This window comes from Streptomyces sp. NBC_00582 (assembly GCF_036345155.1).
Classification (GTDB): Bacteria; Actinomycetota; Actinomycetes; order Streptomycetales; family Streptomycetaceae; genus Streptomyces.
This window is the reverse complement of record NZ_CP107772.1, coordinates 5461724-5484449: the sequence shown is the minus strand read 5'-3', so window position 1 is coordinate 5484449 and position 22726 is coordinate 5461724. Positions and strand designations below refer to the sequence as shown.

General features: G+C 69.1%; 20 protein-coding genes and 2 pseudogenes. 10 read left to right on the top strand and 12 right to left on the bottom strand.

The features are described 5' to 3' along the window. Positions 1-13: 13 nt before the first annotated feature. A pseudogene (locus OG852_RS24445) lies at positions 14-435 on the bottom strand (GlcG/HbpS family heme-binding protein). 50 nt (positions 436-485) lie between these two features. Next, the gene (locus OG852_RS24440; RefSeq protein ID WP_330348958.1) at positions 486-1712 is read right to left on the bottom strand and encodes an MFS transporter; all 1227 of its coding nucleotides are present in this window, start codon (positions 1710-1712) and stop codon (positions 486-488) included. Positions 1713-1853: 141 nt separating this feature from the next. Between OG852_RS24440 and OG852_RS24435 the strand changes: the two genes are divergently transcribed. Both OG852_RS24435 and OG852_RS24430 read left to right on the top strand, forming a co-directional pair. After that, positions 1854-2318 (top strand): MarR family winged helix-turn-helix transcriptional regulator, encoded by a 465-nt coding sequence (locus tag OG852_RS24435; protein ID WP_330348957.1) that lies wholly within the window; start codon positions 1854-1856, stop codon positions 2316-2318. Between the two features lie 31 nt (positions 2319-2349). After that, positions 2350-2802 carry a GNAT family N-acetyltransferase gene (locus tag OG852_RS24430; protein WP_330348956.1) on the top strand — a complete coding sequence of 151 codons (453 nt, stop codon included), beginning with the start codon at positions 2350-2352 and terminating at the stop codon, positions 2800-2802. Between the two features lie 59 nt (positions 2803-2861). Here the strand turns inward: OG852_RS24430 and OG852_RS51025 are convergent, their stop codons facing one another. The 3 genes and pseudogenes from OG852_RS51025 to dnaB form a co-directional block, all read right to left on the bottom strand. After that, on the bottom strand, positions 2862-3173 hold the full coding sequence (locus OG852_RS51025; RefSeq protein WP_443064654.1) for a DUF7586 domain-containing protein: 312 nt from the start codon (positions 3171-3173) through the stop codon (positions 2862-2864). A gap of 69 nt (positions 3174-3242) precedes the next feature. Beyond that, a pseudogene (locus OG852_RS24425) lies at positions 3243-4247 on the bottom strand (serine hydrolase domain-containing protein); the annotation flags it as partial. 96 nt (positions 4248-4343) lie between these two features. Further along, positions 4344-5816, bottom strand: a complete 1473-nt coding sequence (gene dnaB / locus OG852_RS24420; protein WP_133911145.1) for a replicative DNA helicase — start codon at positions 5814-5816, stop codon at positions 4344-4346. Positions 5817-6275: 459 nt separating this feature from the next. Between dnaB and OG852_RS24415 the strand changes: the two genes are divergently transcribed. Beyond that, positions 6276-7613, top strand: coding sequence for an MATE family efflux transporter (locus OG852_RS24415; protein ID WP_133911144.1), 1338 nt, complete (start codon positions 6276-6278; stop codon positions 7611-7613). Positions 7614-7725: 112 nt separating this feature from the next. Here the strand turns inward: OG852_RS24415 and rplI are convergent, their stop codons facing one another. The 4 genes from rplI to rpsF form a co-directional block, all read right to left on the bottom strand. Beyond that, positions 7726-8172: a 50S ribosomal protein L9 gene (gene rplI / locus OG852_RS24410; protein WP_133911143.1), complete on the bottom strand. Its 447-nt coding sequence runs from the start codon at positions 8170-8172 to the stop codon at positions 7726-7728. An 18-nt stretch (positions 8173-8190) separates the two neighbouring features. Then, positions 8191-8427, bottom strand: a complete 237-nt coding sequence (rpsR, locus tag OG852_RS24405; protein ID WP_003949403.1) for a 30S ribosomal protein S18 — start codon at positions 8425-8427, stop codon at positions 8191-8193. A 40-nt stretch (positions 8428-8467) separates the two neighbouring features. Continuing rightward, a complete protein-coding gene (locus OG852_RS24400; protein ID WP_133911142.1) occupies positions 8468-9061 on the bottom strand; it encodes a single-stranded DNA-binding protein in 594 nt (197 codons plus the stop codon). 80 nt (positions 9062-9141) lie between these two features. After that, on the bottom strand, positions 9142-9432 hold the full coding sequence (gene rpsF / locus OG852_RS24395) for a 30S ribosomal protein S6 (RefSeq protein ID WP_007383258.1): 291 nt from the start codon (positions 9430-9432) through the stop codon (positions 9142-9144). A gap of 287 nt (positions 9433-9719) precedes the next feature. Between rpsF and OG852_RS24390 the strand changes: the two genes are divergently transcribed. The 3 genes from OG852_RS24390 (at position 9720) to OG852_RS24380 (ending at position 12482) form a co-directional block, all read left to right on the top strand. Beyond that, on the top strand, positions 9720-10034 hold the full coding sequence (locus OG852_RS24390; protein WP_133911141.1) for a hypothetical protein: 315 nt from the start codon (positions 9720-9722) through the stop codon (positions 10032-10034). 244 nt (positions 10035-10278) lie between these two features. Continuing rightward, positions 10279-11400 carry a peptidoglycan bridge formation glycyltransferase FemX gene (gene femX, locus OG852_RS24385; RefSeq protein WP_133911140.1) on the top strand — a complete coding sequence of 374 codons (1122 nt, stop codon included), beginning with the start codon at positions 10279-10281 and terminating at the stop codon, positions 11398-11400. A gap of 50 nt (positions 11401-11450) precedes the next feature. After that, complete coding sequence (locus OG852_RS24380) at positions 11451-12482, top strand: alanine racemase (RefSeq protein ID WP_133911139.1); 1032 nt, start codon at positions 11451-11453, stop codon at positions 12480-12482. Positions 12483-12558: 76 nt separating this feature from the next. On the opposite strand, the gene OG852_RS24375 is transcribed toward OG852_RS24380, so the two are convergent. Next, complete coding sequence (locus OG852_RS24375) at positions 12559-14082, bottom strand: glycosyltransferase family 87 protein (protein ID WP_330348954.1); 1524 nt, start codon at positions 14080-14082, stop codon at positions 12559-12561. Between the two features lie 125 nt (positions 14083-14207). Next, on the bottom strand, positions 14208-16874 hold the full coding sequence (locus OG852_RS24370) for a transglycosylase domain-containing protein (protein ID WP_166663449.1): 2667 nt from the start codon (positions 16872-16874) through the stop codon (positions 14208-14210). Positions 16875-17235: 361 nt separating this feature from the next. Here OG852_RS24370 and OG852_RS24365 point away from each other — a divergent pair, with 361 nt between their 5' ends. The 4 genes from OG852_RS24365 (at position 17236) to OG852_RS24350 (ending at position 21045) form a co-directional block, all read left to right on the top strand. Then, a complete protein-coding gene (locus OG852_RS24365; protein WP_330348953.1) occupies positions 17236-17916 on the top strand; it encodes a PadR family transcriptional regulator in 681 nt (226 codons plus the stop codon). A 44-nt stretch (positions 17917-17960) separates the two neighbouring features. Beyond that, positions 17961-19043: an inositol-3-phosphate synthase gene (locus OG852_RS24360; RefSeq protein ID WP_133911136.1), complete on the top strand. Its 1083-nt coding sequence runs from the start codon at positions 17961-17963 to the stop codon at positions 19041-19043. Between the two features lie 115 nt (positions 19044-19158). Then, the gene (locus OG852_RS24355) at positions 19159-20421 is read left to right on the top strand and encodes an MFS transporter (RefSeq protein WP_330348952.1); all 1263 of its coding nucleotides are present in this window, start codon (positions 19159-19161) and stop codon (positions 20419-20421) included. A 129-nt stretch (positions 20422-20550) separates the two neighbouring features. After that, complete coding sequence (locus tag OG852_RS24350) at positions 20551-21045, top strand: LppU/SCO3897 family protein (RefSeq protein ID WP_133911134.1); 495 nt, start codon at positions 20551-20553, stop codon at positions 21043-21045. 126 nt (positions 21046-21171) lie between these two features. Here the strand turns inward: OG852_RS24350 and OG852_RS24345 are convergent, their stop codons facing one another. Continuing rightward, complete coding sequence (locus OG852_RS24345) at positions 21172-22614, bottom strand: CCA tRNA nucleotidyltransferase (protein ID WP_330348951.1); 1443 nt, start codon at positions 22612-22614, stop codon at positions 21172-21174. Between the last annotated feature and the right edge of the window lie 112 nt (positions 22615-22726).

The window sequence follows — 22726 nt, the reverse complement described above, 5'->3', positions numbered from 1 at the left end:
CTGTCGGCCGGCGTCAGGCCACTGTTTCCACGGCGGCCGTCGCGAAGGTGTGGTCCTGCTCCGGGGCTCCGCCGCCGACACCGATCGCGCCGACGAGACGGCGTCGCGGTGGACCGGAATCCCGCCCGCGATGAACGGCAAAGGGCGGTCGAGCGCGGTGGGCGGGGTATGGAAGGGACCCCCGGGCTGCACGGCGTCGACGAGGGCGGCGGTGGGGGCGTCCAGCTGCAGCGCGGTGTACGCCTTGCGTGTGCTCGTCTCGCCGGAGATCAGGACGGCCCGGTCGTCCCGCCGGAAGGCAAGCAGATGACCGCCCGGGTCCAGGACGGTGACGCCGACCCTGGCTCCGGCCGCCTCGGCGGCCCGACGGGCGGCGGTGACCAGGGCCTCGGCGTCGGCGATGGGGAGCGGGGCGACGGCGGTGGTCGTGCTCATGCGGGGGTTTCTCCTCGGTGTGGGGCTGACGCAGCGCGGAGCGACGGGGCTCAGTGGTGGACGGCGGGCCGCTGCGCGCCGGCCGGCTGTGCGGCGGGTGCGTCACCGGTGACGACCGTGCCGAAAGTGCCGTGGCCGCGGCGTTCCAGCGCGGACGAGACGAGGGCGAGGGCCAGGGCGGCCGCGGCGAGGGCGGCACCGACCCAGTTCGGGGCGGTGTAGCCGAGTCCGGCGGCGATGACGAGGCCGCCGAGCCAGGCGGACAGCGCGTTGCCGAGGTTGAAGGCGCCGATGTTCACGGCCGAGGCCAGCGTCGGGGCGCCGTGCGCCTGGTCGAGGACGCGCTTCTGCAGCGGCGGCACGGTGGCGAAGCCCAGGGCACCGATCAGGGCGATCGTGAGGGCCGCGAGGACCTTGTGGTGGGCGGTGACCGTGAACAGGGCCAGGACGACCGCCAGGGCGCCGAGAGAGACGTAGAGCATCGGCATCAGTGCGCGGTCGGCGTACCGGCCGCCGACGAGGTTGCCGCCGACCATGCCGAGCCCGAAGAGGACCAGCAGCCAGGTGACGGAGCCGTCGGCGAAGCCGGTCACGTGGGTCGTCATCGGCGCGATGTAGGTGAGGGCCGCGAAGACCCCGCCGAAGCCGAGGACGGTCATCGCCATGGCGAGCAGCACCTGGGCGTTCCGGAAGGCGGCGAGCTCGTGGCGCAGCCGCACCCCCTGGGCGCGCGGCATCTCGGGGACCAGCCGGGCGATGCCGGCCAGACCGATCACGCCGAGGACGGCGACGACGCCGAACGTGACCCTCCAGCCGACGGTCTGCCCGACGAGTGTGCCCAGCGGGACGCCGACCACGTTGGCGACGGTCAGACCGGTGAACATCATGGCGATGGCTCCGGCCTTCCTGTCCGGGGCGACCAGATCGGCCGCGACGACCGACCCGATGCCGAAGAAGGCGCCGTGGGCGAGCGAGGCGACGACCCGGCCGATCAGCATCACGGCGAAGACCGGGGCGACGGCGGAGAGCAGGTTGCCGGCGATGAACAGGACCATCAGCAGCATCAGCATCCGCTTGCGGGAGACCTTGGTGCCGAGGACGGTCATCAGGGGGGCGCCGACCATGACGCCGAGCGCGTAGCCGGTCACGAGGAAGCCGGCCGTGGGGACCGAGACCCCGAAGTCGTCCGCGACCTCGGGCAGCAGGCCCATCATCACGAACTCGGTGGTTCCGATGCCGAAGGCCCCGATCGCGAGGGCCAGAAGCGCGAGAGGCATGGGGGTGGACCTTCCCGGACGATTGCAGGTGCGCTTTACGTGCGCTGACAATAATTGCAGACGCGGGCTATATGCAATCGCTGACTTTTGCAGTCCTGCTCTATCCTGGTGTCAGCCGCTCCGGGACCGAGGAGAACGCCCATGACCGCGACGGACCCCGCGCTCACCGCCCTGGCCCAGGGCTGGTGTGCCCTCTCCCTGCTGCACGGGAGGATCGAGGCCCACATCGAGCGCGCCCTGCAGACCGGGCACGACCTGAGCGTGCGCGAGTACTCCCTGCTCGACGTGCTCAGCCGACAGCACGACGGCGAGGGCGGCCATCTGCAGATGAAGCAGGTCGCCGACGTGGTCGTCCTCAGCCAGAGCGCCACCACCCGGCTCGTCACCCGCCTCGAGGACCGCGGCCTTCTGGAGCGCTACCTCTGCCCAACCGACCGCCGGGGCATCTACACCAACGTCACCGAAGCGGGCCTCGCACTGCTCGCCGAGGCCCGGCCGACCAATGACGCCGCCCTGCGCGAGGCCCTCGACGAAGCCGCCGAGAACCCTGAACTGGCGCCGCTGGTGAGGGTCGTGGAGTCCCTGAAGGCACCGGCCGCCGCTTAACGCGCTCGGCGTGGCTGCGTAGGGTGCGGCCATGGGAGATCTCGACATCCGACCCGCCGTCACCGAGGACATCCCCGCGATCGTCGGCATGCTCGCGGACGATCCGCTGGGCGCGCGGCGCGAGTCGCCGGACGACCTCGCGCCGTACCGCAGCGCACTGGAGCGGCTCCGCGCCGATCCGAACCAGCGTCTCGTCGTCGCCGTACGCGAGGGGCGCGTCGTCGGCACCCTCCAGCTGACGATCATTCCCGGGCTGTCCCGTCGGGGTGCGACCAGGTCGGTCATCGAGGGCGTGCGGGTGCACGCCGACGAGCGGGGCAGCGGACTGGGCACGCGGTTCATCGAGTGGGCGATCGAGGAATCCCGCCGCGAGGACTGCCAGTTGGTGCAGCTCACCTCCGACGTCACCCGCACGGAAGCGCACCGCTTCTACGAACGGCTGGGGTTCGTGGCCTCGCACGTGGGCTTCAAGTTGCAGCTCTGAGGAACCAGGAGGGGGTGCCGTGTTTCACGTGAAACACGGCACCCCCTCCGTGGGAACGATCAGCCGATCCCCCGCCACCCCTCCGGGTCCACCCCGCCGGGCACAGCGGCGCCTTCCTCGTACGGCTGGCGCGTGAACACGAACGTCCCGAGGTCCAGGTGGTCCACGGTCCCGTCCGGCCGCCGTACGGCCCGCAGGACCTCTCCGGCGAAATAGCCCTCGAGGCCCGTCCAGGTGCCGTCTCCGTTCGCCCGGAACCGCGAACGGCGGCCGCCACCGGCCAGCGGTCCCAGGGCGATCAGCCCGTCGGCCGTGACCCGCAGGACGCTGGGGCTGGTCCCCCAGTACCACGGGCCGGCCAGGTCCAGCACGGAACGGTCGACTTCCCGCAGCGGCCGCCACGGCTGCGGGATCCGTGGCTCCGCCTCCGCGACAAGGCGTACGAGATCGGCGCCCACCTGCCCCAGCAGCGGGCCGGAGGTGCAGTTGGCGAGGACCACGGCCGCGACGTCGTCCGCCGCGGCGATCGTGAGGTTGGCCAGGAAGCCCGGAACCGAGCCGGAGTGGCCTGCGAGCAGCCGACCCTCGCGGTACTGGACCTGCATCCCGAGGCCATAGGTGGCTCCCTCGGCGAGATCGGTGACCTCGGCCGGCGCCGCGGGCGTCCGCATCTCGCGCAGGGTCTCCTCGCTCAGCACCCGCTCGTCCCCGCGCATCAGGAAGGCGGCGAACCGCGCGAGGTCCCCGGTGGTGGACCAGAGCTGGCCGGCCGGGGCCATCGGCCCGTACTCCTCGACGGGTTCGGGCTGCATCGCGTCCGCCCAGGGATGTACCGCCCAGCCGCCCGCGGCAGGAGCCTGCGGTCGCATGCTCGTGCGATGGAGGCCCAGGGGTTCGAGCACTTCGCGCCGGAGTGCCTCCTCCCAGGACGCTCCGCGCAGCTTCTCGACGAGGGAGCCCAGGACGGCGTAGCCGGGATTCGAGTAGTGGTGACGGCGGCCCGCCGGATGCAGGGCTGTCCCCTCGCCGAGGACATCGGCGAGCTCCGGCCGCAGCGACCCCGGAGTCCGTTCCCACCACGGACCGGGCGTCTCGGCCGCCAACCCGCCTGTGTGGGCGAGGAGGTGAGCGATCGTGAGCTCGCCCGCCCCGGTGCCGGGCAGATGTCTCTCCAGCGGGTCCCCGAGGTCGAGCGCGCCCTCGTCGCGCAGCCGCAGCACGAGAACCGCGGTGAAGGTCTTGGTGATCGAGCCGATCCGGTACTGCACGTTCTCGTCCGGCGCATGCCCGTCGACCGAGGTCCGCGCCCCGTGCCACACGGCCTGCCCGTCCCGTACGACGGCGGCGACGAGCGACGGGGCCCGGCCGTCGGTCTGGGCCACGGCGATCCGGTGCAGCAGCGCACGCCGGGTGCCGGGGAGCAGCTCTTCCTGGGGTGTCGTCATGGGGCACAGTCCACCCGCCCGTACCGCCGGCGTCGAGTTCATTTCACCCGGGGCGGATCGGGTTCGCGCCGCGGACGGCTCCGCGGCTCAGGCGGCTCAGGTCTGGGCCATGTCCACGAAGCGGGAGTAGTGGCCCTGGAAGGCGACGGTGATGGTGGCCGTCGGGCCGTTACGGTGCTTGCCCACGATGATGTCGGCCTCGCCCGCGCGCGGCGACTCCTTCTCGTAGGCGTCCTCGCGGTGCAGAAGGATCACCATGTCGGCGTCCTGCTCGATGGACCCGGACTCACGAAGGTCGGAGACCATCGGCTTCTTGTCCGTCCGCTGCTCGGGGCCACGGTTGAGCTGAGAGAGCGCGATCACCGGGACCTCGAGCTCCTTCGCCAGGAGCTTGAGGTTTCGGGACATGTCGGAGACCTCCTGCTGGCGGCTCTCGGAACGCTTGCCGCCGGACTGCATGAGCTGGAGGTAGTCGATGATGACGAGTCTGATGTCGTTGCGCTGCTTGAGCCGGCGGCACTTCGCGCGGATCTCCATCATCGACAGGTTCGGGGAGTCGTCGATGAAGAGCGGCGCGGACGACACCTCGGGCATACGGCGGGCCAGCCGCGTCCAGTCCTCGTCCGTCATGGTGCCGGAGCGCATGTGGTGCAGGGCGACCCGGGCCTCGGCGGACAGCAGACGCATCGCGATCTCGTTGCGGCCCATTTCCAGGGAGAAGATGACGCTGGGCAGGTTGTTCTTGATCGACGCGGCCCGCGCGAAGTCCAGCGCGAGCGTCGACTTGCCCATGGCGGGACGGGCGGCGATGACGATCATCTGGCCCGGGTGCAGACCGTTGGTGAGCGAGTCGAGGTCCGTGAAGCCGGTGGGCACACCGGTCATCTCGCCGCTGCGGGAGCCGATCGCCTCGATCTCGTCGAGGGCACCCTCCATGATGTCGCCGAGCGGGAGGTAGTCCTCGCTGGTGCGCTGCTCGGTGACCGCGTAGATCTCGGCCTGGGCGCGGTTGACGATCTCGTCGACGTCGTCGTCGCCCGCGTATCCCATCTGGGTGATGCGGGTGCCCGCCTCGACCAGGCGGCGCAGGACGGCCCGCTCGTGCACGATCTCGGCGTAGTACTCGGCGTTGGCCGCCGTGGGCACCGTCTGGACCAGCGTGTGCAGATAGGAGGCGCCGCCCACCTTGTTGATCTCGCCGCGCTTGGTCAGCTCGGCGGCGATCGTGATGGGGTCGGCCGGTTCGCCCTTGGCATAGACATCGAGGATCGCCTGGTAGATCGTCTCGTGCGCGGGCTTGTAGAAGTCGTGGCCCTTGAGGATCTCGACGACGTCGGCGATGGCGTCCTTGGACAGGAGCATGCCGCCGAGGACGGACTGCTCCGCGTCGAGGTCCTGCGGCGGGACCCGCTCGAAGGTGGAGCCGCCCTCCCACTCACCGGTGTCCCGGCCCCGTTCGTGCTGTTCGTCGCGGCTGCGGCCACCGTCTCCGCGGCGGCGGGCGGGGGGCAGAAGATCACTGGGTCCGCTGTCGGCCCACGGGTCGTCCAAGGGCTCGGAAATGCTCACCGAGCCACCTCCTCCCGTCCGCCGAGCGGACCTCGCCGTGACCTCAGTTCTACGGCACGGCACTGACAATTGAGAGGCCCAACTCCGGTTCAGGCACGTCGGTTTTGTGACGGTTCCACCGGCAGGTGGACGGAACGGGCGCCGGACCACGGTAGGCCCGCGGGCACCGTCAGCCAATCTGGTTATCCACAGGCCATGTGGACGACCGCCCGGATGCTGTGGACAACTCCGCAAAACCTGTGCACGACCCGGTGGACAGCCCTGTGAACAAGCCCTCTTCTTTTCCTGTCGACCACCACTGACCTGCACTTTTCCCATCCACCGGCTGTGCAGAAGAAAAACTTCCCCAGTCAGCGCAAGATCGCCTCGACCGCTGGGGGAAACGACACGCAACGCAACGAGAGGTAAGGGTCACACTGCAATTGCATCTCTTACCTGTGGACGATTAGATTGATGCCCATGACACAGGCTCCCGCGCCCCCCAGGGCCACCCGGCGCCGGCACGATCGCGAGATCGTCGCCCTGGCCGTCCCGGCCTTCGGCGCACTCGTCGCCGAGCCTCTCTTCGTCCTGGCCGACAGCGCGATCGTCGGCCACCTCGGCACCGCCCAGCTCGCCGGACTGGGCATCGCCTCCGCCCTCCTCACGACGGCCGTCAGTGTCTTCGTCTTCCTCGCCTACGCCACCACGGCCGCCGTCGCTCGCCGAGTGGGAGCCGGTGATCTCACCGCGGCCATCCGGCAGGGCATGGACGGCATCTGGCTGGCCCTGCTGCTCGGCGTCGCCGTGATCGCCGCCGTCCTGCCCACCGCCCCGGCGCTCGTGGAACTCTTCGGTGCCTCGGACACCGCCGCCCCCTACGCGACCACCTATCTGCGGATCTCCGTGGCCGGCATACCGGCCATGCTCGTCGTGCTCGCCGCGACCGGAGTACTGCGCGGACTGCAGGACACGAAGACCCCTCTGTATGTCGCGATCGCGGGCTTCGTCGCCAACGCCGCCCTGAACGCCGGTCTGGTCTACGGCGCCGGTCTCGGTATCGCGGGCTCCGCCTGGGGGACGGTCATCGCCCAGTGCGGCATGGCCGCGGTCTACCTGGCCGTGGTGATCCGGGGAGCCCGCCGCCATGGCGCCTCACTACAGCCCGACGCGGCCGGCATCAGGGCATCCGCACAGGCCGGTGTGCCCCTGCTGGTCCGTACGCTGTCCCTGCGGGCGATCCTGATGATCGCCACCGCCGTCGCGGCCCGGATGGGCGACGCCGACATCGCGGCGCACCAGATCGCGCTGTCCCTGTGGAGCCTGCTCGCCTTCGCGCTCGACGCCATCGCGATCGCCGGACAGGCCATCATCGGCAGGTACCTCGGAGCGGGCGACGCCCAGGGCGCCCGGGACACCTGCCGTCGCATGGTGCAGTGGGGCATCGTCGTCGGCCTGCTGCTCGGGCTCCTGGTCATCACGGCCCGGCCCGCCTTCCTGCCACTCTTCACCGGCGACGCCGGGGTGAAGGAGGCCGCGCTGCCCGCCCTGCTCGTGGTGGCGCTGTCCCAGCCGGTCTGCGGCATCGTCTTCGTCCTGGACGGCGTACTGATGGGCGCGGGCGACGGACCGTATCTCGCCTGGGCGATGGTGGCCACCCTCGCGGTCTTCACTCCCGTGGCGCTGATGGTTCCGGTCCTCGGGGGCGGCCTCACCGCGCTCTGGGGGGCGATGACGCTGATGATGACGGTCCGCCTGCTGACGCTGTGGCTGCGGGCTCGATCGGGCCGTTGGATCGTCACGGGCCCCACCCGCTGACCGTTTCACGTGAAACGTGAGACACGACGAAGGGGCCGCACCCTGCTGGGTGCGGCCCCTTCTCAGCTGTTCACGCCGGATGCGCGATCAGATGTCCACGCCGGACGCGCGATCAGGCCGCGACGACCTCGATGTTGACCTTGGCGGCAACCTCGGGGTGCAGACGCACGGACGTCTCGTGGGCGCCCAGGGTCTTGATCGGCGTGCCGAGCTCGATGCGGCGCTTGTCGACGTCGGGGCCACCGGCAGCCTTGATCGCGGAAGCGACGTCGGCCGGGGTGACGGAACCGAAGAGACGGCCGGCGTCGCCCGAGCGGACGGCCAGGCGGACCTTGACGCCCTCGAGCTGGGCCTTCACCTGGTTGGCCTGCTCGATGGTCTGGATCTCGTGGATCTTGCGAGCACGACGGATCTGCTCGACGTCCTTCTCGCCACCCTTGGTCCAGCGGATCGCGAACTTCCGCGGGATCAGGTAGTTACGGGCGTACCCGTCCTTGACGTCGACGACCTCGCCGGCGGCACCGAGGCCGGAGACCTCGTGGGTGAGGATGATCTTCATGTGTCGGTCACCCTTCCCTTAGCGCGCGGTGGACGTGTAGGGCAGCAGCGCCATCTCACGGCTGTTCTTGACGGCCGTGGCGACGTCACGCTGGTGCTGCGTGCAGTTGCCGGTCACGCGGCGGGCACGGATCTTGCCGCGGTCGGAAATGAACTTCCGCAGCATGTTCGTGTCCTTGTAGTCCACGTACGTGACCTTGTCCTTGCAGAAAGCGCAGACCTTCTTCTTCGGCTTGCGCACAGGCGGCTTCGCCATGGTGTTTCTCCTGTGTGATCAAGAAGTGGGGATGCGAGCCCTAGAAGGGGGGCTCGTCCGAGTAGCCGCCGCCGCTGCCGCCGGAGTTTCCACCCCAGCCACCGCCGCCGCCCTGGCTGCCACCGGCGGGAGCGCCGGTCGCCCACGGGTCGTCGGCGGGAGCGCCGCCGCCCTGCTGACCGCCGCCGGGGCCGCCGCCCCAGCCGCCGCCACCCTGGCCGCCACCGCCGCCGTAACCGCCCTGGCCACCGCGTCCGCCACCGCCACCACCGCTGGTCTTGGTGACCTTGGCCGTGGCGTTGCGCAGGCTGGGGCCGACTTCCTCGACGTCCAGCTCGAAGACCGTGCGCTTGACACCCTCACGGTCCTCGTAGGACCGCTGCTTCAGCCGGCCCTGCACGACGACGCGCATGCCTCGCTGGAGCGACTCGGCGACGTTCTCCGCCGCCTGACGCCAGACCGAGCAGGTCAGGAACAGGCTCTCGCCGTCCTTCCACTCGTTCGTCTGACGGTCGAAGGTGCGGGGGGTGGACGCGACACGGAACTTCGCGACCGCCGCACCCGAGGGGGTGAAGCGCAGCTCGGGGTCATCGACAAGGTTGCCGACGACCGTGATGACGGTCTCGCCTGCCATGGGGGAACCTCTCGGCGGGTTTGCTGCTGCTGGCTGCTTGTGCTGCTACTCAGAGTCCCGGGATCGACTGAGCGGGAGGCTCAGTGGGTCTCGGGGCGGAGGACCTTGGTCCGGAGGACCGACTCGTTCAGGTTGAGCTGGCGGTCGAGCTCCTTGACGACCGCAGGCTCGGCCTGCAGGTCGATGACCGAGTAGATGCCCTCGGGCTTCTTCTTGATCTCGTACGAGAGACGACGACGGCCCCAGGTGTCGACCTTCTCGACCTTGCCGTTGCCCTCACGGACGACGGAGAGGAAGTTCTCGATCAGGGGGGCGACAGCGCGCTCCTCCAGATCGGGGTCGAGGATGACCATCACCTCGTAGTGACGCATGTGGAACCCACCTCCTTTGGACTCAGCGGCCACGGTCGTTCCGTGGCAGGAGGGTTGTGATGCGTACGCAACGGTATCGGCCGCCACTGACAATCGGGGGTCGGATGCCGACGTCCCCGCTCTGATCTGGGCGGAGTCCCTGGCTGTGTCTGGGCAGACACCGGTGCAGACGGTACAGACTACCCGCACACCCGCTTCCGGTTGAAATCCGGCCGCGCGGGCAGCCAATCTGTACACATCGGGTGTGTATGGCGCTACGATGCGCCGCCTTCCGCAGGAGGTGCCCTATGGCACAGGCATTGCGACCCAACACCGGAGTCGGTTCCCTCTTCGCCACCGACGGAAAGTCCCATCCGGTCCAGGACACCCTCATGGTGGTGACCCTGGTCCTGGGAGTCGTGTCCTTCGTCACGGCGCAGTTCGACAGCCTCCATCTGCTCAGTTCCTGGACCGGTCTGGTGGGGATCGGGACCGGCGCGTACGGCCAGTGGATCTCCGAGACCACCCGCCAGCGCTTCGGTCTGATCCTGGGTCTCGGCGCCTCCGGCGTCGGCTTCTTCCTCGGCATGGCGCACGGCGGCCTCTTCGGCGGACTGTGGTGACCTGACCGACCCCGTTCGGCGCCGGGGTGACCCGTCCGGCCGAGCGAGCACCGCACCACGCACACCGTCCCCGCCGCGGGACACGTAGGACACCTACGAACCCTGACGTAACGCCCCGGCCCCCCAATCGGCCGGGGCGAAGGTGCCCTACGCCCAGTCGGGCCTGGCGCACGGCGCAGTAGGCTTCGCCGAGAGCCGGAGCCCCTGTACCCATGGGGACACACCAGCCCGAGGAGCGCCCCGAATGAGCCTGACCCTGAGGACGATCAGCCGCGAGCAGCATCTGGCATACATCCAGAGCCTGCCGGCGGCGAGCCACATGCAGGTTCCGGCCTGGGCCGACGTCAAGGCGGAGTGGCGTTCGGAGAACCTCGGCTGGTTCGACGAGCGGACCGGCGAGCTGGTCGGCGCGGGTCTCGTCCTCTACCGCCAGCTCCCCAAGATCAAGCGCTACCTCGCCTATCTGCCCGAGGGCCCGGTCATCAACTGGTACGCGCCGAATCTGACCGAGTGGCTGGAACCGATGCTCGCCCACCTCAAGCAGCAGGGCGCGTTCTCGGTCAAGATGGGCCCGCCGGTGATCATCCGGCGCTGGGAGGCCACGTCCATCAAGGCGGGCATCCAGAACCCCGACGTGAAGCGGCTGCGCGACATCGAGGCCGACTTCATCGAGCCGCGCGCCTTCGAGGTGGCCGACAAGCTGCGCCGGATGGGCTGGCAGCAGGGCGAGGACGGCGGCGCCGGCTTCGGCGACGTCCAGCCGCGCTACGTCTACCAGGTGCCGCTGGCGAACCGTTCCCTGGAAGAGGTCCACAAGAACTTCAACCAGCTCTGGCGCCGCAACATCAAGAAGGCCGAGAAGGCCGGCGTGGAGGTCGTCCAGGGCGGCTACCACGACCTCGAGGAATGGCAGCGGCTGTACGAGATCACGGCTGTGCGCGACCACTTCCGGCCGCGCCCGCTGTCGTACTTCCAGCGCATGTGGACGGCCCTCAACACCGAGGACCCCAACCGCATGCGGCTGTACTTCGCCCGCCACAACGGGGTGAACCTGTCGGCGGCGACGATGCTGATCGTCGGCGGGCACGTCTGGTACTCCTACGGCGCCTCCGACAACATCGGCCGTGAGTTCCGTCCGTCGAACGCCATGCAGTGGCGGATGCTGCGCGACGCCTACGCGCTCGGCGCCACCGTCTACGACCTGCGCGGCATCTCCGACTCGCTGGACGAGACCGACCACCTCTTCGGCCTGATCCAGTTCAAGGTCGGCACGGGCGGCCAGGCGGCCGAGTACCTCGGCGAGTGGGACTTCCCGCTGAACAAGCTGCTCCACAAGGCGCTCGACATCTACATGTCGCGCCGCTGACGTCACACCTCCCCTCCTTCCCAGCCACGAGAAAGGTCCCAGGTCCGGCCATGGCGCTCACGCTCTACGTCGACACCGCGCGCTGGCGGGCGCACCACAAGCACGTGCAGGAGCAGTTCCCGGGGCTCGTCCCGGTCTGCAAGGGCAACGGCTACGGCTTTGGGCACGAGCGACTGGCGGAGGAGGCCACCCGGCTGGGCTCGGACATCCTCGCCGTCGGAACGACGTACGAGGCCGCGCGCATCAAGGACTTCTTCGGCGGCGACCTGCTGGTGCTGACGCCGTACCGGCGCGGCGAGGAGCCCGTGCCGCTGCCCGACCGGGTGGTGCGCTCGGTGTCGTCGGTGGACGGTGTGTACGGCCTCGTGGGCGCACGGGTGGTCATCGAGGTGATGTCGTCGATGAAGCGGCACGGCATCAGCGAGCAGGACCTGCCGCAGCTCCACTCCGCGATCGAGAACGTCCGGCTGGAGGGCTTCGCCATCCATCTGCCGCTGGACCGCACCGACGGCTCCGACGCCGTCGAGGAGGTCATCGGCTGGATGGACCGGCTCCGGGCGGCCCGGCTGCCGCTGCACACCATGTTCGTCAGCCATCTCAAGGCCGACGAGCTGGCCCGGCTGCAGCAGCAGTTCCCGCAGACCCGTTTCCGCGCCCGGATCGGCACGCGGCTGTGGCTCGGGGACCACGAGGCCACCGAGTACCGCGGGGCGGTCCTGGACGTCACGCGTGTCGCCAAGGGCGACCGCTTCGGCTACCGCCAGCAGAAGGCGGCCTCCGACGGCTTCCTGGTGGTCGTGGCGGGCGGTACCTCGCACGGGGTGGGCCTGGAGGCCCCCAAGGCCCTGCACGGCGTCATGCCGCGTGCCAAGGGCGTCGCCCGGGCCGGCCTCGCCACGGTGAACCGGAATCTCTCCCCGTTCGTCTGGGGCGGCAAGCAGCGCTGGTTCGCCGAGCCGCCGCACATGCAGGTGTCGATCCTCTTCGTCCCCTCGGACGCGCCGGAGCCCAGCGTCGGCGACGAGCTGGTGGCCCATCTGCGCCACACCACGACGCAGTTCGACCGGATCGTGGACCGCTGAGGGATCCAGGACACGGAGGAGGCCGTACACGACGCCGTGTACGGCCTCTTCTCCGTCTGTACGGCCCTCTGTTCGCTCAGAGCGAACCGTCGGCGGTGCCCTGCCGTCCCCACTCCACTTCGCCCTGAGTGCCCCAGTCGACCTGCGGCCCCTCGAAGGAAGAGGCATGCCGGGGCCGATGAGCGGCGGAACCGAGGACGAAGACGTCCTCCGCCCCGTCGAGCACCCCGCCCGAGGGGTCGTCGTCACCGTGCTGGCGCACCACGTCCCGCTCGGGCATCAGGATGTCGCGCACGACAACGGCGCACAGGTAGAGCGTGCCCAGCAGATGCACCCCGATGGCCCAGTGGTAGCCGTCGGTCGGCAGTCCCTTGTGCGCGTCTCCGCTGGTCGTGTACGCGAGGTACAGCCAGATGCCCAGGAAGTACGCCACCTCGCAGGCCTGCCAGATCAGGAAGTCCCGCCACTTCGGCCGGGCCAGCACGGCCAGCGGCACCAGCCACAGCACGTACTGCGGCGAGTAGACCTTGTTGGTGACGATGAACGCGGCCACCACCAGGAAGGCGAGCTGGGTGAACCGGGGGCGGCGCGGCGCGGTCAGCGTCAGCCAGACGATGCCCGCGAAGCACACCACCACCAAGAGAGTGGCGAGGGTGTTGACGCTGTCGGTGGCGAGGGGATCACTGGAGTTCTGGGCCAGGATCAACCAGAAGGATCCGAAGTCGACGCCGCGCTCCTGGCTGAACCGGTAGAACTTCGACCAGCCCTCGAACGCGAAGAGCATCACCGGCAGGTTGACCACCAGCCAGGCGACGGCCGCCCCGCCGAAGGCCTTGCCGTAGTCCCGCCACTTCCCCGCGCGCCAGCAGAGCACGAACAGCGGTCCGAGCAGAAACACGGGATAGAGCTTCGCGGCCGTGGCGAGCCCCAGCAGCACACCGAAGGCGAGGGCGCGTCCCCGCGACCACATCATCATCGCCGCGGCCGTCAGGGCGACGGCCAGCAGGTCCCAGTTGATGGTGGCGGTCAGCGCGAAGGCGGGTGCCAGGGCCACCAGCAGACCGTCCCAGGGGCGCCGGGCGTGGGTACGGGAGACACAGACGGCGATGACGGCCGCGCAGGCCATCAGCATGCCGGCGTTGACCATCCAGTACCACTGCTCCTGGTGCTGGATGGTGCCGCTGCCCGGGGTCAGCCAGGCGGCGACCTCCATGAACACTCCGGTGAGCACCGGGTATTCGAGGTAGTCCATGTCGCCGGGGAGCTTGTCGAAGTACGGCACCAGCCCGTCGGCGAAGCCGCGCCCCTGGTAGAGGTGGGGGATGTCCGAGTAGCAGGCGTGGGTGTACTGGGTGCTGGCGCCGAAGAACCAGCCTCCGTCGTAGCACGGCACCTTCTGGATCAGGCCGAGGGCGAACATGCCGATCGCCACGAGCACGACGACCCGTACGGGCGTCCACCAGGACGCCCCGGTCAGGGCTCGCTGTCCTAGGGGGCCGCCGATCAGCTCGCTGCCGGCCGAGGCCACCTTGTCGTTCCTGGTCGGCGGCACCGGCTCCGGCTCGTGCACGCGCGCGGGCGTCGATTCTGCACTGGGCATGGGCCACATCCTGCCGTACCGACTTAGGAAAAAGCCGAGAGCCGCCCCACCTGGTGCGGTGGGGCGGCTCTCGTTTCAACATCACCATGTTTCACGTGAAACGCCCGTGCGGGGCAAGAGGGCGGTTAACCGCCCGCCCCTCCGAAGAGGCCTCCGTTCTGGTTGCCTCTCGTGCTGTCCGTCTCGGTCGCGGTCGGTGTCGGCGAGAAGCCCCCGTCCGAGCCACCGTTCTGGTTGCCGTTGTCCGTGCCACCGGTGTTGCACTCGAAGAAGTTGCCGCAGGTCGCCGTCGCCGTGGGCGAAGGCTGGATCTGCGTCTCCGTGGCGGTCGGGGTGGGGGACGGCTCCGTTTCCTCGGTCTCGGTGGCGGTCGGGGTCGGCGCCGCCGACGGTTCCGCGTTGACGACCTCACCGATGGGCTCGGGCTCCGGGAAGTCCTCCGGCTGCGTGCCCTCCAGCGCGTCTTCCATGTAGTCGTGCCAGATCTGTGCCGGGAACGACGCACCGTGGATCTTCTTCTGGCCACCCGTTCCGAACATCTTCAGGAACGTGCGGTTCTTGTTCTTCTCGTCGTCGTCGAGACGGAACATGCTGATCGCCGTCGACAGCTGAGGCGTGTAGCCCACGAACCAGGCCGACTTGTTGCCGTCGGTGGTACCGGTCTTGCCGGCCACCTCCCGGCCGGGCAGCTGCGCGTTGGTGCCGGTGCCCCGCTCGACCACGGTCTTCAGGACATCCGTGACGTTGTCGGCGACCTTCGAGGTGAAGGCCTGCTGCGCCTCGTCCTTGTGCGTGAAGATCTGGCCTTCCTCGCTGGTGACCTTCTCCACGGAGTACGGGTCGCGCTGCTTGCCGCTCGCGGCGAAGGTGGCGTACGAGCCCGCCATGCGGATCGCGCTCGGGTCGGAGATGCCGATCGAGAACGAGGGGAAGGTCGTACCGGCGAGGCTGCTCTCCCGCAGGCCGGCGCTGATGGCGGAGTCCTTGACCTTGTCCAGACCGACATCCATGCCGAGCTGCACGAAGGCGGAGTTCACCGACTCGCGCATCGCCTCGCGCAGGTCGATCTTGAAGTCGGGCGGAGAACCGTACGACTCGTTGCCGTCATTGGTCTGCAGCCACTCCTCGCCCTTCTCGTTCTTCCAGACCGTGCGGTTGTAGTCCTGGATCTTCAGCTTGTTCTTGCCGCTGAACAGGCTCTCCGGAGAGACGATGGTGCGCTCGTCCTGTGCCTGCGAGGACCCCAGGTCGGGATTGCGCACGCCCCAGGTCATCGCGGCCGCCAGCACGAACGGCTTGAAGGTCGAGCCGACCTGGGCACCGGTCTCGTCGGCGTTGTCGGTGAAGTGCTTGGTGGCGTCCTCACCGCCGTAGATGGCCCGGATGGCACCGGTGTCCGGCTCCACGGACGCCCCGCCGAACTGAACGTGGGTGTCGGTCTCCGGGCGTTCCTTCGGCTTGATGTTGGCCTTCTGGACCTTGGTCACCGCGTCCGTGAGCTGCTGGACCTTCTTCTTGTCGAAGGTCGTGTAGATCGAGTAGCCGCCCTGCTGCAGCAGGTTCTGGGTGATCCCCGTCTCCTTGCTGTGGGTGACGAGGTACCCGTTGGCGAGGTCGACGAGGTAGCCGATCTGACCGCTGAGCTGGGTGTTCGACCGCGGGTTCTTCACAACGGGGAGCTTGGTGTACTTGGCCCGGACCGAGGCGTCGAGATGGCCGTACTCGACCATCTTGTCGAGGGTGTCCTGCATCTGGAGCAGGGCCCGCCTGCTGTTCTTCTCGGGCGTGGCTCCGACCGGGTCGATCGAGGTCGCGCCCGCCGGGTCGTAGTACGTGGCGCCCTTCAGCATCGCGGCCAGGAAGGCGCACTCACCCGGGTTGAGCTTGATCGCGTCCTTGTTGAAGTAGGCGCGGGCGGCGGCCTGGATCCCGTACGCGTTGCGTCCGTAGTACGCGGAGTTCAGGTAGCCGGCCATGATCGTGTCCTTGTCGACCTCGGCGCCCACCTTTATCGACACGAAGATCTCCTTGAACTTGCGGGAGATCGTCTGCGACTGGTCGTTCAGCATCGCGTTCTTGACGTACTGCTGGGTGATCGTCGAACCACCCTGCGTCTGGCCGCCCCGGGCCATGTTGAACAGCGCCCGGGCGATGCCCTTGGGGTCGATGCCGCTGTCCTCGTAGAAGGTCTTGTTCTCCTGGGAGATGACCGCGTAGCGCATCTCCTGCGGGATCTGCGAGAGCGAGATGGTCTGACGGTTCGTCTCACCACCGGTGGCCACCATCTGGGAGCCGTCTTTCCAGTAGTAGACGTTGTTCTGGGCCGTCGCCGTCTTCGCGACGTCGGGCACGCCCACCATGGCGTAGCCGATGCCCGCCACGGCCACCAGGCTGCCGACGAAGCCGATGAACAGACCGGCGACGAGCTTCCAGGACGGCATCCAGCGCTGCCAGCCGTACTTGTCGGCGCGCGGATAGTCGATCAGGCGCTTCCTGCCGGGCGCCGAGCGCCCTCTGCCCCTGCCGGGGCCGTGGGGGCCTGCGAAGGACCCTCCCGGCTCGACCCCTCTGCGCCGGCCGCCCGGGCCTCTCTGGGCGGCGCGTCGGGCCTCGGCGCGGCTGCCGTACGCCTGCTCCGGACTCCCCGACACCTGGCCCAACCCGTAGTCGGAAGGAGATCCGGTGGCGCCTCGCGGTGCGCGGCGACCGGAGGACGGCCCGGACTGGCCGCGTCGGGCCGCGGCACGTCCGCCTCCCTGCGGCTGCGGCGGTTTGCGACGGTGCTCGCTCATCGAACGATTACTCCTAGGGCAGGCGCATCCGTGCGCGCCTGAAAAGGGCGGCTGGTTTCCTGTCCCCCCGAAGTACGGATGCGGTCGGCTGCGCATTCACCCGTACGGCACCGGGGGCCTCGACGCCCCCCGGCGTCTCGTGGGTCCCGGTGGTCTGCATGGCGCACAGACTACGCACCGTCAAAACCTGACCAGTCCCAAGGTTCACCCCAAATCAGGCAAGTCGCCTGCGAAGAAACGGTGATGTGATCCCGTTCACCATCGCCCCTCTTGTCGCATCCGGAAGGCCGTTCTATCGTCGTGATGTATCGAGTCGATACATCAGAGCGAGATAAGCGCGCGGCGGACGAGAGGGGCGACGATGAGCCGACGTTCCGGCATCCTCGAGTTCGCCGTGCTCGGCCTGCTCCGCGAATCCCCGATGCACGGCTATGAGCTGCGCAAACGACTCAATACGTCACTGGGTGTGTTCCGTGCCTTCAGCTACGGGACGCTGTACCCCTGCCTCAAGACGCTGGTCGCCAACGGCTGGTTGATCGAGGAACCGGGGAACACCCCCGAGGACGCCCTCGCCACGCCACTCGCGGGGCGTCGCGCCAAGATCGTCTACCGGTTGACGGCGGAAGGTAAGGAACACTTCGAGGAGCTGCTCTCGCAGACCGGCCCCGACGCGTACGAGGACGAGCACTTCGCCGCCCGTTTCGCCTTCTTCGGGCAGACGTCGCGCGATGTGCGCATGCGCGTCCTGGAGGGCCGCCGCAGCCGGCTGGAGGAGCGGCTGGAGAAGATGCGCGCCTCGCTGGCGCGCACACGGGAGCGCCTCGACGACTACACGCTTGAGCTCCAGCGCCACGGGATGGAGTCCGTGGAGCGCGAAGTGCGCTGGCTGAACGAGCTCATCGAGAGCGAGCGGGCCGGACGGGACCTGAAGGGTTCCGCTTCCGGGGGGTCCGCTCAGCAGAACACCAATGGAGCGCCGGGCGTCCTGCCCCGTCCCGGGGACACCCCCGGGACGGATACGCCCGGCGACACCACCCCGTGAGCGCCCAGCCAGGGCCTCACTCGTACACACAGGGAGCAACCGGAATGGGTTCGGTTCGCGTAGCCATCGTCGGTGTGGGCAACTGCGCCGCATCGCTGGTGCAGGGCGTCGAGTACTACAAGGACGCCGACCCGGCGTCCAAGGTCCCGGGCCTGATGCACGTCCAGTTCGGCGACTACCACGTCCGTGACGTCGAGTTCGTCGCCGCGTTCGACGTGGACGCCAAGAAGGTCGGCCTGGACCTCTCGGACGCCATCGGCGCGTCCGAGAACAACACCATCAAGATCTGCGACGTGCCCCACACCGGTGTCACCGTGCAGCGCGGCCACACCCTCGACGGTCTCGGCAAGTACTACCGCCTGACCATCGAGGAGTCGGCCGAGGAGCCGGTCGACGTCGTCCAGATCCTCAAAGACAAGCAGGTCGACGTCCTCGTCTGCTACCTGCCCGTCGGCTCCGAGGACGCGGCGAAGTTCTACGCCCAGTGCGCCATCGACGCCAAGGTCGCCTTCGTCAACGCCCTCCCGGTCTTCATCGCCGGCACCAAGGAGTGGGCGGACAAGTTCACCGAGGCGGGCGTCCCGATCGTCGGCGACGACATCAAGTCCCAGGTCGGCGCCACCATCACGCACCGCGTCATGGCGAAGCTGTTCGAGGACCGGGGTGTCGTCCTGGACCGCACCATGCAGCTGAACGTCGGCGGCAACATGGACTTCAAGAACATGCTCGAGCGCGACCGCCTCGAGTCCAAGAAGATCTCCAAGACGCAGGCCGTCACCTCCCAGATCCCCGACCGGGAGCTCGGCGAGAAGAACGTCCACATCGGCCCGTCCGACTACGTCGCCTGGCTCGACGACCGCAAGTGGGCGTACGTCCGCCTCGAGGGCCGCGCCTTCGGTGACGTCCCGCTGAACCTGGAGTACAAGCTCGAGGTCTGGGACTCCCCGAACTCCGCGGGTGTCATCATCGACGCCCTGCGCGCCGCGAAGATCGCCAAGGACCGCGGCATCGGCGGCCCGATCCTGTCGGCCTCCAGCTACTTCATGAAGTCCCCGCCGGTCCAGTACTTCGACGACGAGGCCCGCGAGAACGTCGAGAAGTTCATCCGCGGCGAGGTCGAGCGCTAACTCGACACCCCCGGCGCGCCCGGCGCGCCACCCGCTGAAATTCGCTCCTGCCAGGGCTGAGACGGTCCCCGGGTCGCATGACCCGGGGACCTTCCCGTATGTGAGGCTGGGCCCCATGGCCGTCGTCCGTGATCTGCGCGTCCTGCTGCGCTTCGGCACCTTCCGGCGCCTGCTCGCGGTACGGCTGTTGTCCCAGTGCGCCGACGGCGTCTACCAGGTCGCGCTCGCCACCTACGTCGTCTTCTCCCCGGAGAAGCAGACCTCCGCCGGGGCCATCGCCTCCGCGATGGCGGTCCTGCTGCTGCCCTACTCCCTCGTCGGTCCCTTCGCCGGCGTCCTGCTGGACCGCTGGCGGCGCCGCCAGGTCTTCCTCTACGGCAACCTGCTGCGCGCCCTGCTGGCGTGCGCGACGGCCGTCCTGATGCTCAGCCAGGTCCCGGACTGGCTCTTCTACGTCTCCGCCCTGTGCGTCACCGCCGTCAACCGCTTCGTCCTCGCGGGGCTGTCGGCCGCCCTGCCGCGGGTGGTCGACGCCGAGCGCCTGGTCCTCGCCAACTCCCTCTCGCCGACCGCCGGAACACTCGCCGCGATCGCGGGCGCCGGTCTCGCCTTCGTCGTACGCCTCGCGATCGCGGACACCGATGCCGCGGTGGTCCTGCTCGGCAGCGCCCTGTATCTGTGCTCGGCGCTCATGTCCCTGACCATGGCCGCGGATCTGCTCGGCCCCGAACGCGCCCCGCTCGCGGCCGGATTGGCGAGCGCCCTGAGGGGTACGGCCCGCGGGCTCGCCTCCGGAGTCCGCCATCTGGCCGGGCCGGGGCGCAGGCGGGCCGCCTGGGCGCTCGGCTCGATCACCCTGATGCGGTTCTGCTACGGCGCCCTGACCGTCATGGTGCTGATGCTGTGCCGGTACGCCTGGTCCACCGACACCGGCGACGGGCTGGCGCTGCTCGGTGTGGCCGTGGCCATCTCGGGCGTCGGCTTCTTCGTCGCGGCCCTGGTGACCCCGTGGGCGGCCGGGCGACTGGGCCCGGGCCGCTGGATCGTCGTCTGCTCGGCCGCGGCCGCCGTGCTGGAACTAGGCCTGATGCTCCCCTTCGCCCAAGCCACCACTTTCGTCGCGGCGTTCGTCCTCGGCCTGGTCACCCAGGGCGCGAAGATCGCCACCGACACCATCGTGCAGTCGTCCGTGGCGGACGGCTTCCGCGGCCGGATCTTCTCCCTCTACGACGTCCTGTTCAACGTCGCCTTCGTCGCCGCCGCCGGAGTGGCCGCCCTGATGCTGCCGCCTGACGGCCGCTCAGCCGGACTGGTGGTAACGGTCGCCGTTATCTACGGAGCAATTGCTGGGGCTATGGCCCGCTTTGAGCGTCGGTAAGTGTCACATCAAAGACACAGAGTTCCCCTGAGGTCGGGCGCTGTCAGTGGTGGCCGGTACTTTACGTGGGTCTTATTTCGCGCCACGCGCACATGTTCTTGCGCACCCACGTTCTAGGGGGACCCCAGCATGACCACTCCGCCGCCTCCGCAGGGCCAGAACCCGTACGCCCAGCCCACCGCGCCCATGGGGCAGCAGCCCGGTCAGCCCGGGGTCCCGCCGCAGCAGCCGTACGCCCCGTTCCCGAACCAGGGCGGCGCTCCGGTTCCGCCGCCGCCCGCCCCGGCCGGCAAGCGCATGGGCAAGAAGGCCATACGCATCATCGGTGCCATCGTCGTCGCCGTCATCATCGGCATCCTCAAGTTCGGCGCGGGCTGGTTCCTGACGCGCGACGACGCGGAGACGACCTCGGTCGGCGCCTGCATGCACAACGAGGGCACGGACACCAGCGCGGACCTCAACGAGGTCGACTGCTCCGACAGCAAGGCGCAGTACAAGGTCGTCCAGAAGTTCGACGGCTCCAGTGACGAGAGCAAGTGCGAGGCCGTCACCGAGGCGACGATCTCCTATGTCCAGTACGGCGGCGGTCACGACGTGGTTCTGTGCATGAAGGAAGTCAAGTAGCAGCAACAGCTGCCATGACTGAGGGCCGGTGTTTCACGTGAAACACCGGCCCTCAGTGCGTACAGGGCGTTCCCGAGCAGTGAAACGGGGCGATGTTTCACGTGAAACATCGCCCCGTTTCACTGTTCAGCTCTGCTCGGCCCACCACTCCTTCAGCGCCGCCACCGCCGCGTCGTACTCCATCGGCCCGTTCTCCAGGCGCAGCTCCAGCAGGAACTTGTACGCCTGGCCGATGACGGGGCCGGGGCCGACGCCGAGGATCTCCATGATCTGGTTGCCGTCCAGATCGGGGCGGATCGCGTCGAGCTCCTCCTGCTCCTGGAGCTGGGCGATGCGCTCCTCCAGGCCGTCGTAGGCCCGGGAGAGCGCGGCGGCCTTGCGCTTGTTGCGGGTCGTGCAGTCCGACCGGGTCAGCTTGTGGAGGCGTTCCAGGAGCGGGCCGGCGTCACGGACGTAACGGCGAACGGCGGAGTCGGTCCACTCCCCGGTGCCGTAGCCGTGGAAGCGTAGGTGCAGCTCGACCAGCCGGGAGACGTCCTTCACCAGATCGTTGGAGTACTTCAGCGCGGTCATGCGCTTCTTGGTCATCTTCGCGCCGACCATCTCGTGGTGGTGGAACGAGACCCTGCCGTCCTGCTCGAACCGCCGGGTGCGCGGCTTGCCGATGTCATGGAGCAGCGCCGCGAGCCGCAAGGTGAGGTCGGGGCCGCTCTCCTCCAGCGCGATCGCCTGCTCCAGAACGATCAGCGTGTGGTCGTAGACGTCCTTGTGCCGGTGGTGCTCGTCGCGCTCCAGCCGCAGGGCGGGCAGCTCCGGCAGAACACGGCCGGCGAGGCCGGTGTCGACCAGCAGGCTCAGGCCCTTGCGCGGGTGGGCGGAGAGGATCAGCTTGTTCAGCTCGTCCCGCACCCGCTCCGCGGAGACGATGTCGAGGCGCTCGGACATCTCCTTCATCGCGGTGACGACCTCGGGGGCGACCTCGAAGTCGAGCTGGGCGGCGAACCGGGCGGCACGCATCATGCGCAGCGGGTCGTCGGAGAAGGACTCCTCGGGCGTGCCCGGGGTGCGCAGCACCCGCGCCGCGAGGTCGTCGAGGCCGCCGTGCGGGTCGATGAACTCCTTCTGCGGAAGCGCCACCGCCATCGCGTTCACTGTGAAGTCCCGGCGGACGAGGTCCTGCTCGATGGAGTCGCCGTAGGAGACCTCGGGCTTGCGGGAGGTGCGGTCGTACGCCTCGGAGCGGTACGTCGTCACCTCGATGAGGTAGCCGTCCTTCTGGACCCCGACGGTCCCGAAGGCGATGCCGACCTCCCACACCGCGTCCGCCCACGGCCGCACGATCTTCAGGACGTCCTCGGGACGGGCGTCCGTGGTGAAGTCGAGGTCGTTGCCGAGCCGGCCGAGCAGCGCGTCCCTGACCGAGCCGCCGACCAGGGCGAGCGAGAAGCCGGCCTCCTGGAAGCGGCGGGCGAGGTCGTCGGCGACAGGAGCGACCCGCAGCAGTTCGGTCACCGCGCGGTGCTGCACCTGGCTCAGGGCGCTGGGAGTGTCTTCGTTGGCGTTCGGCACAACAGGAAAGGGTACGTGGCCGTGCGGGCGCGGGGCGCCCCGATTAAGGGCGGGGGCCGCTCGTCACGGGGCAGGGACAGCTCGGGCGATAGAGGCTGAAGGCCTGCCGTAG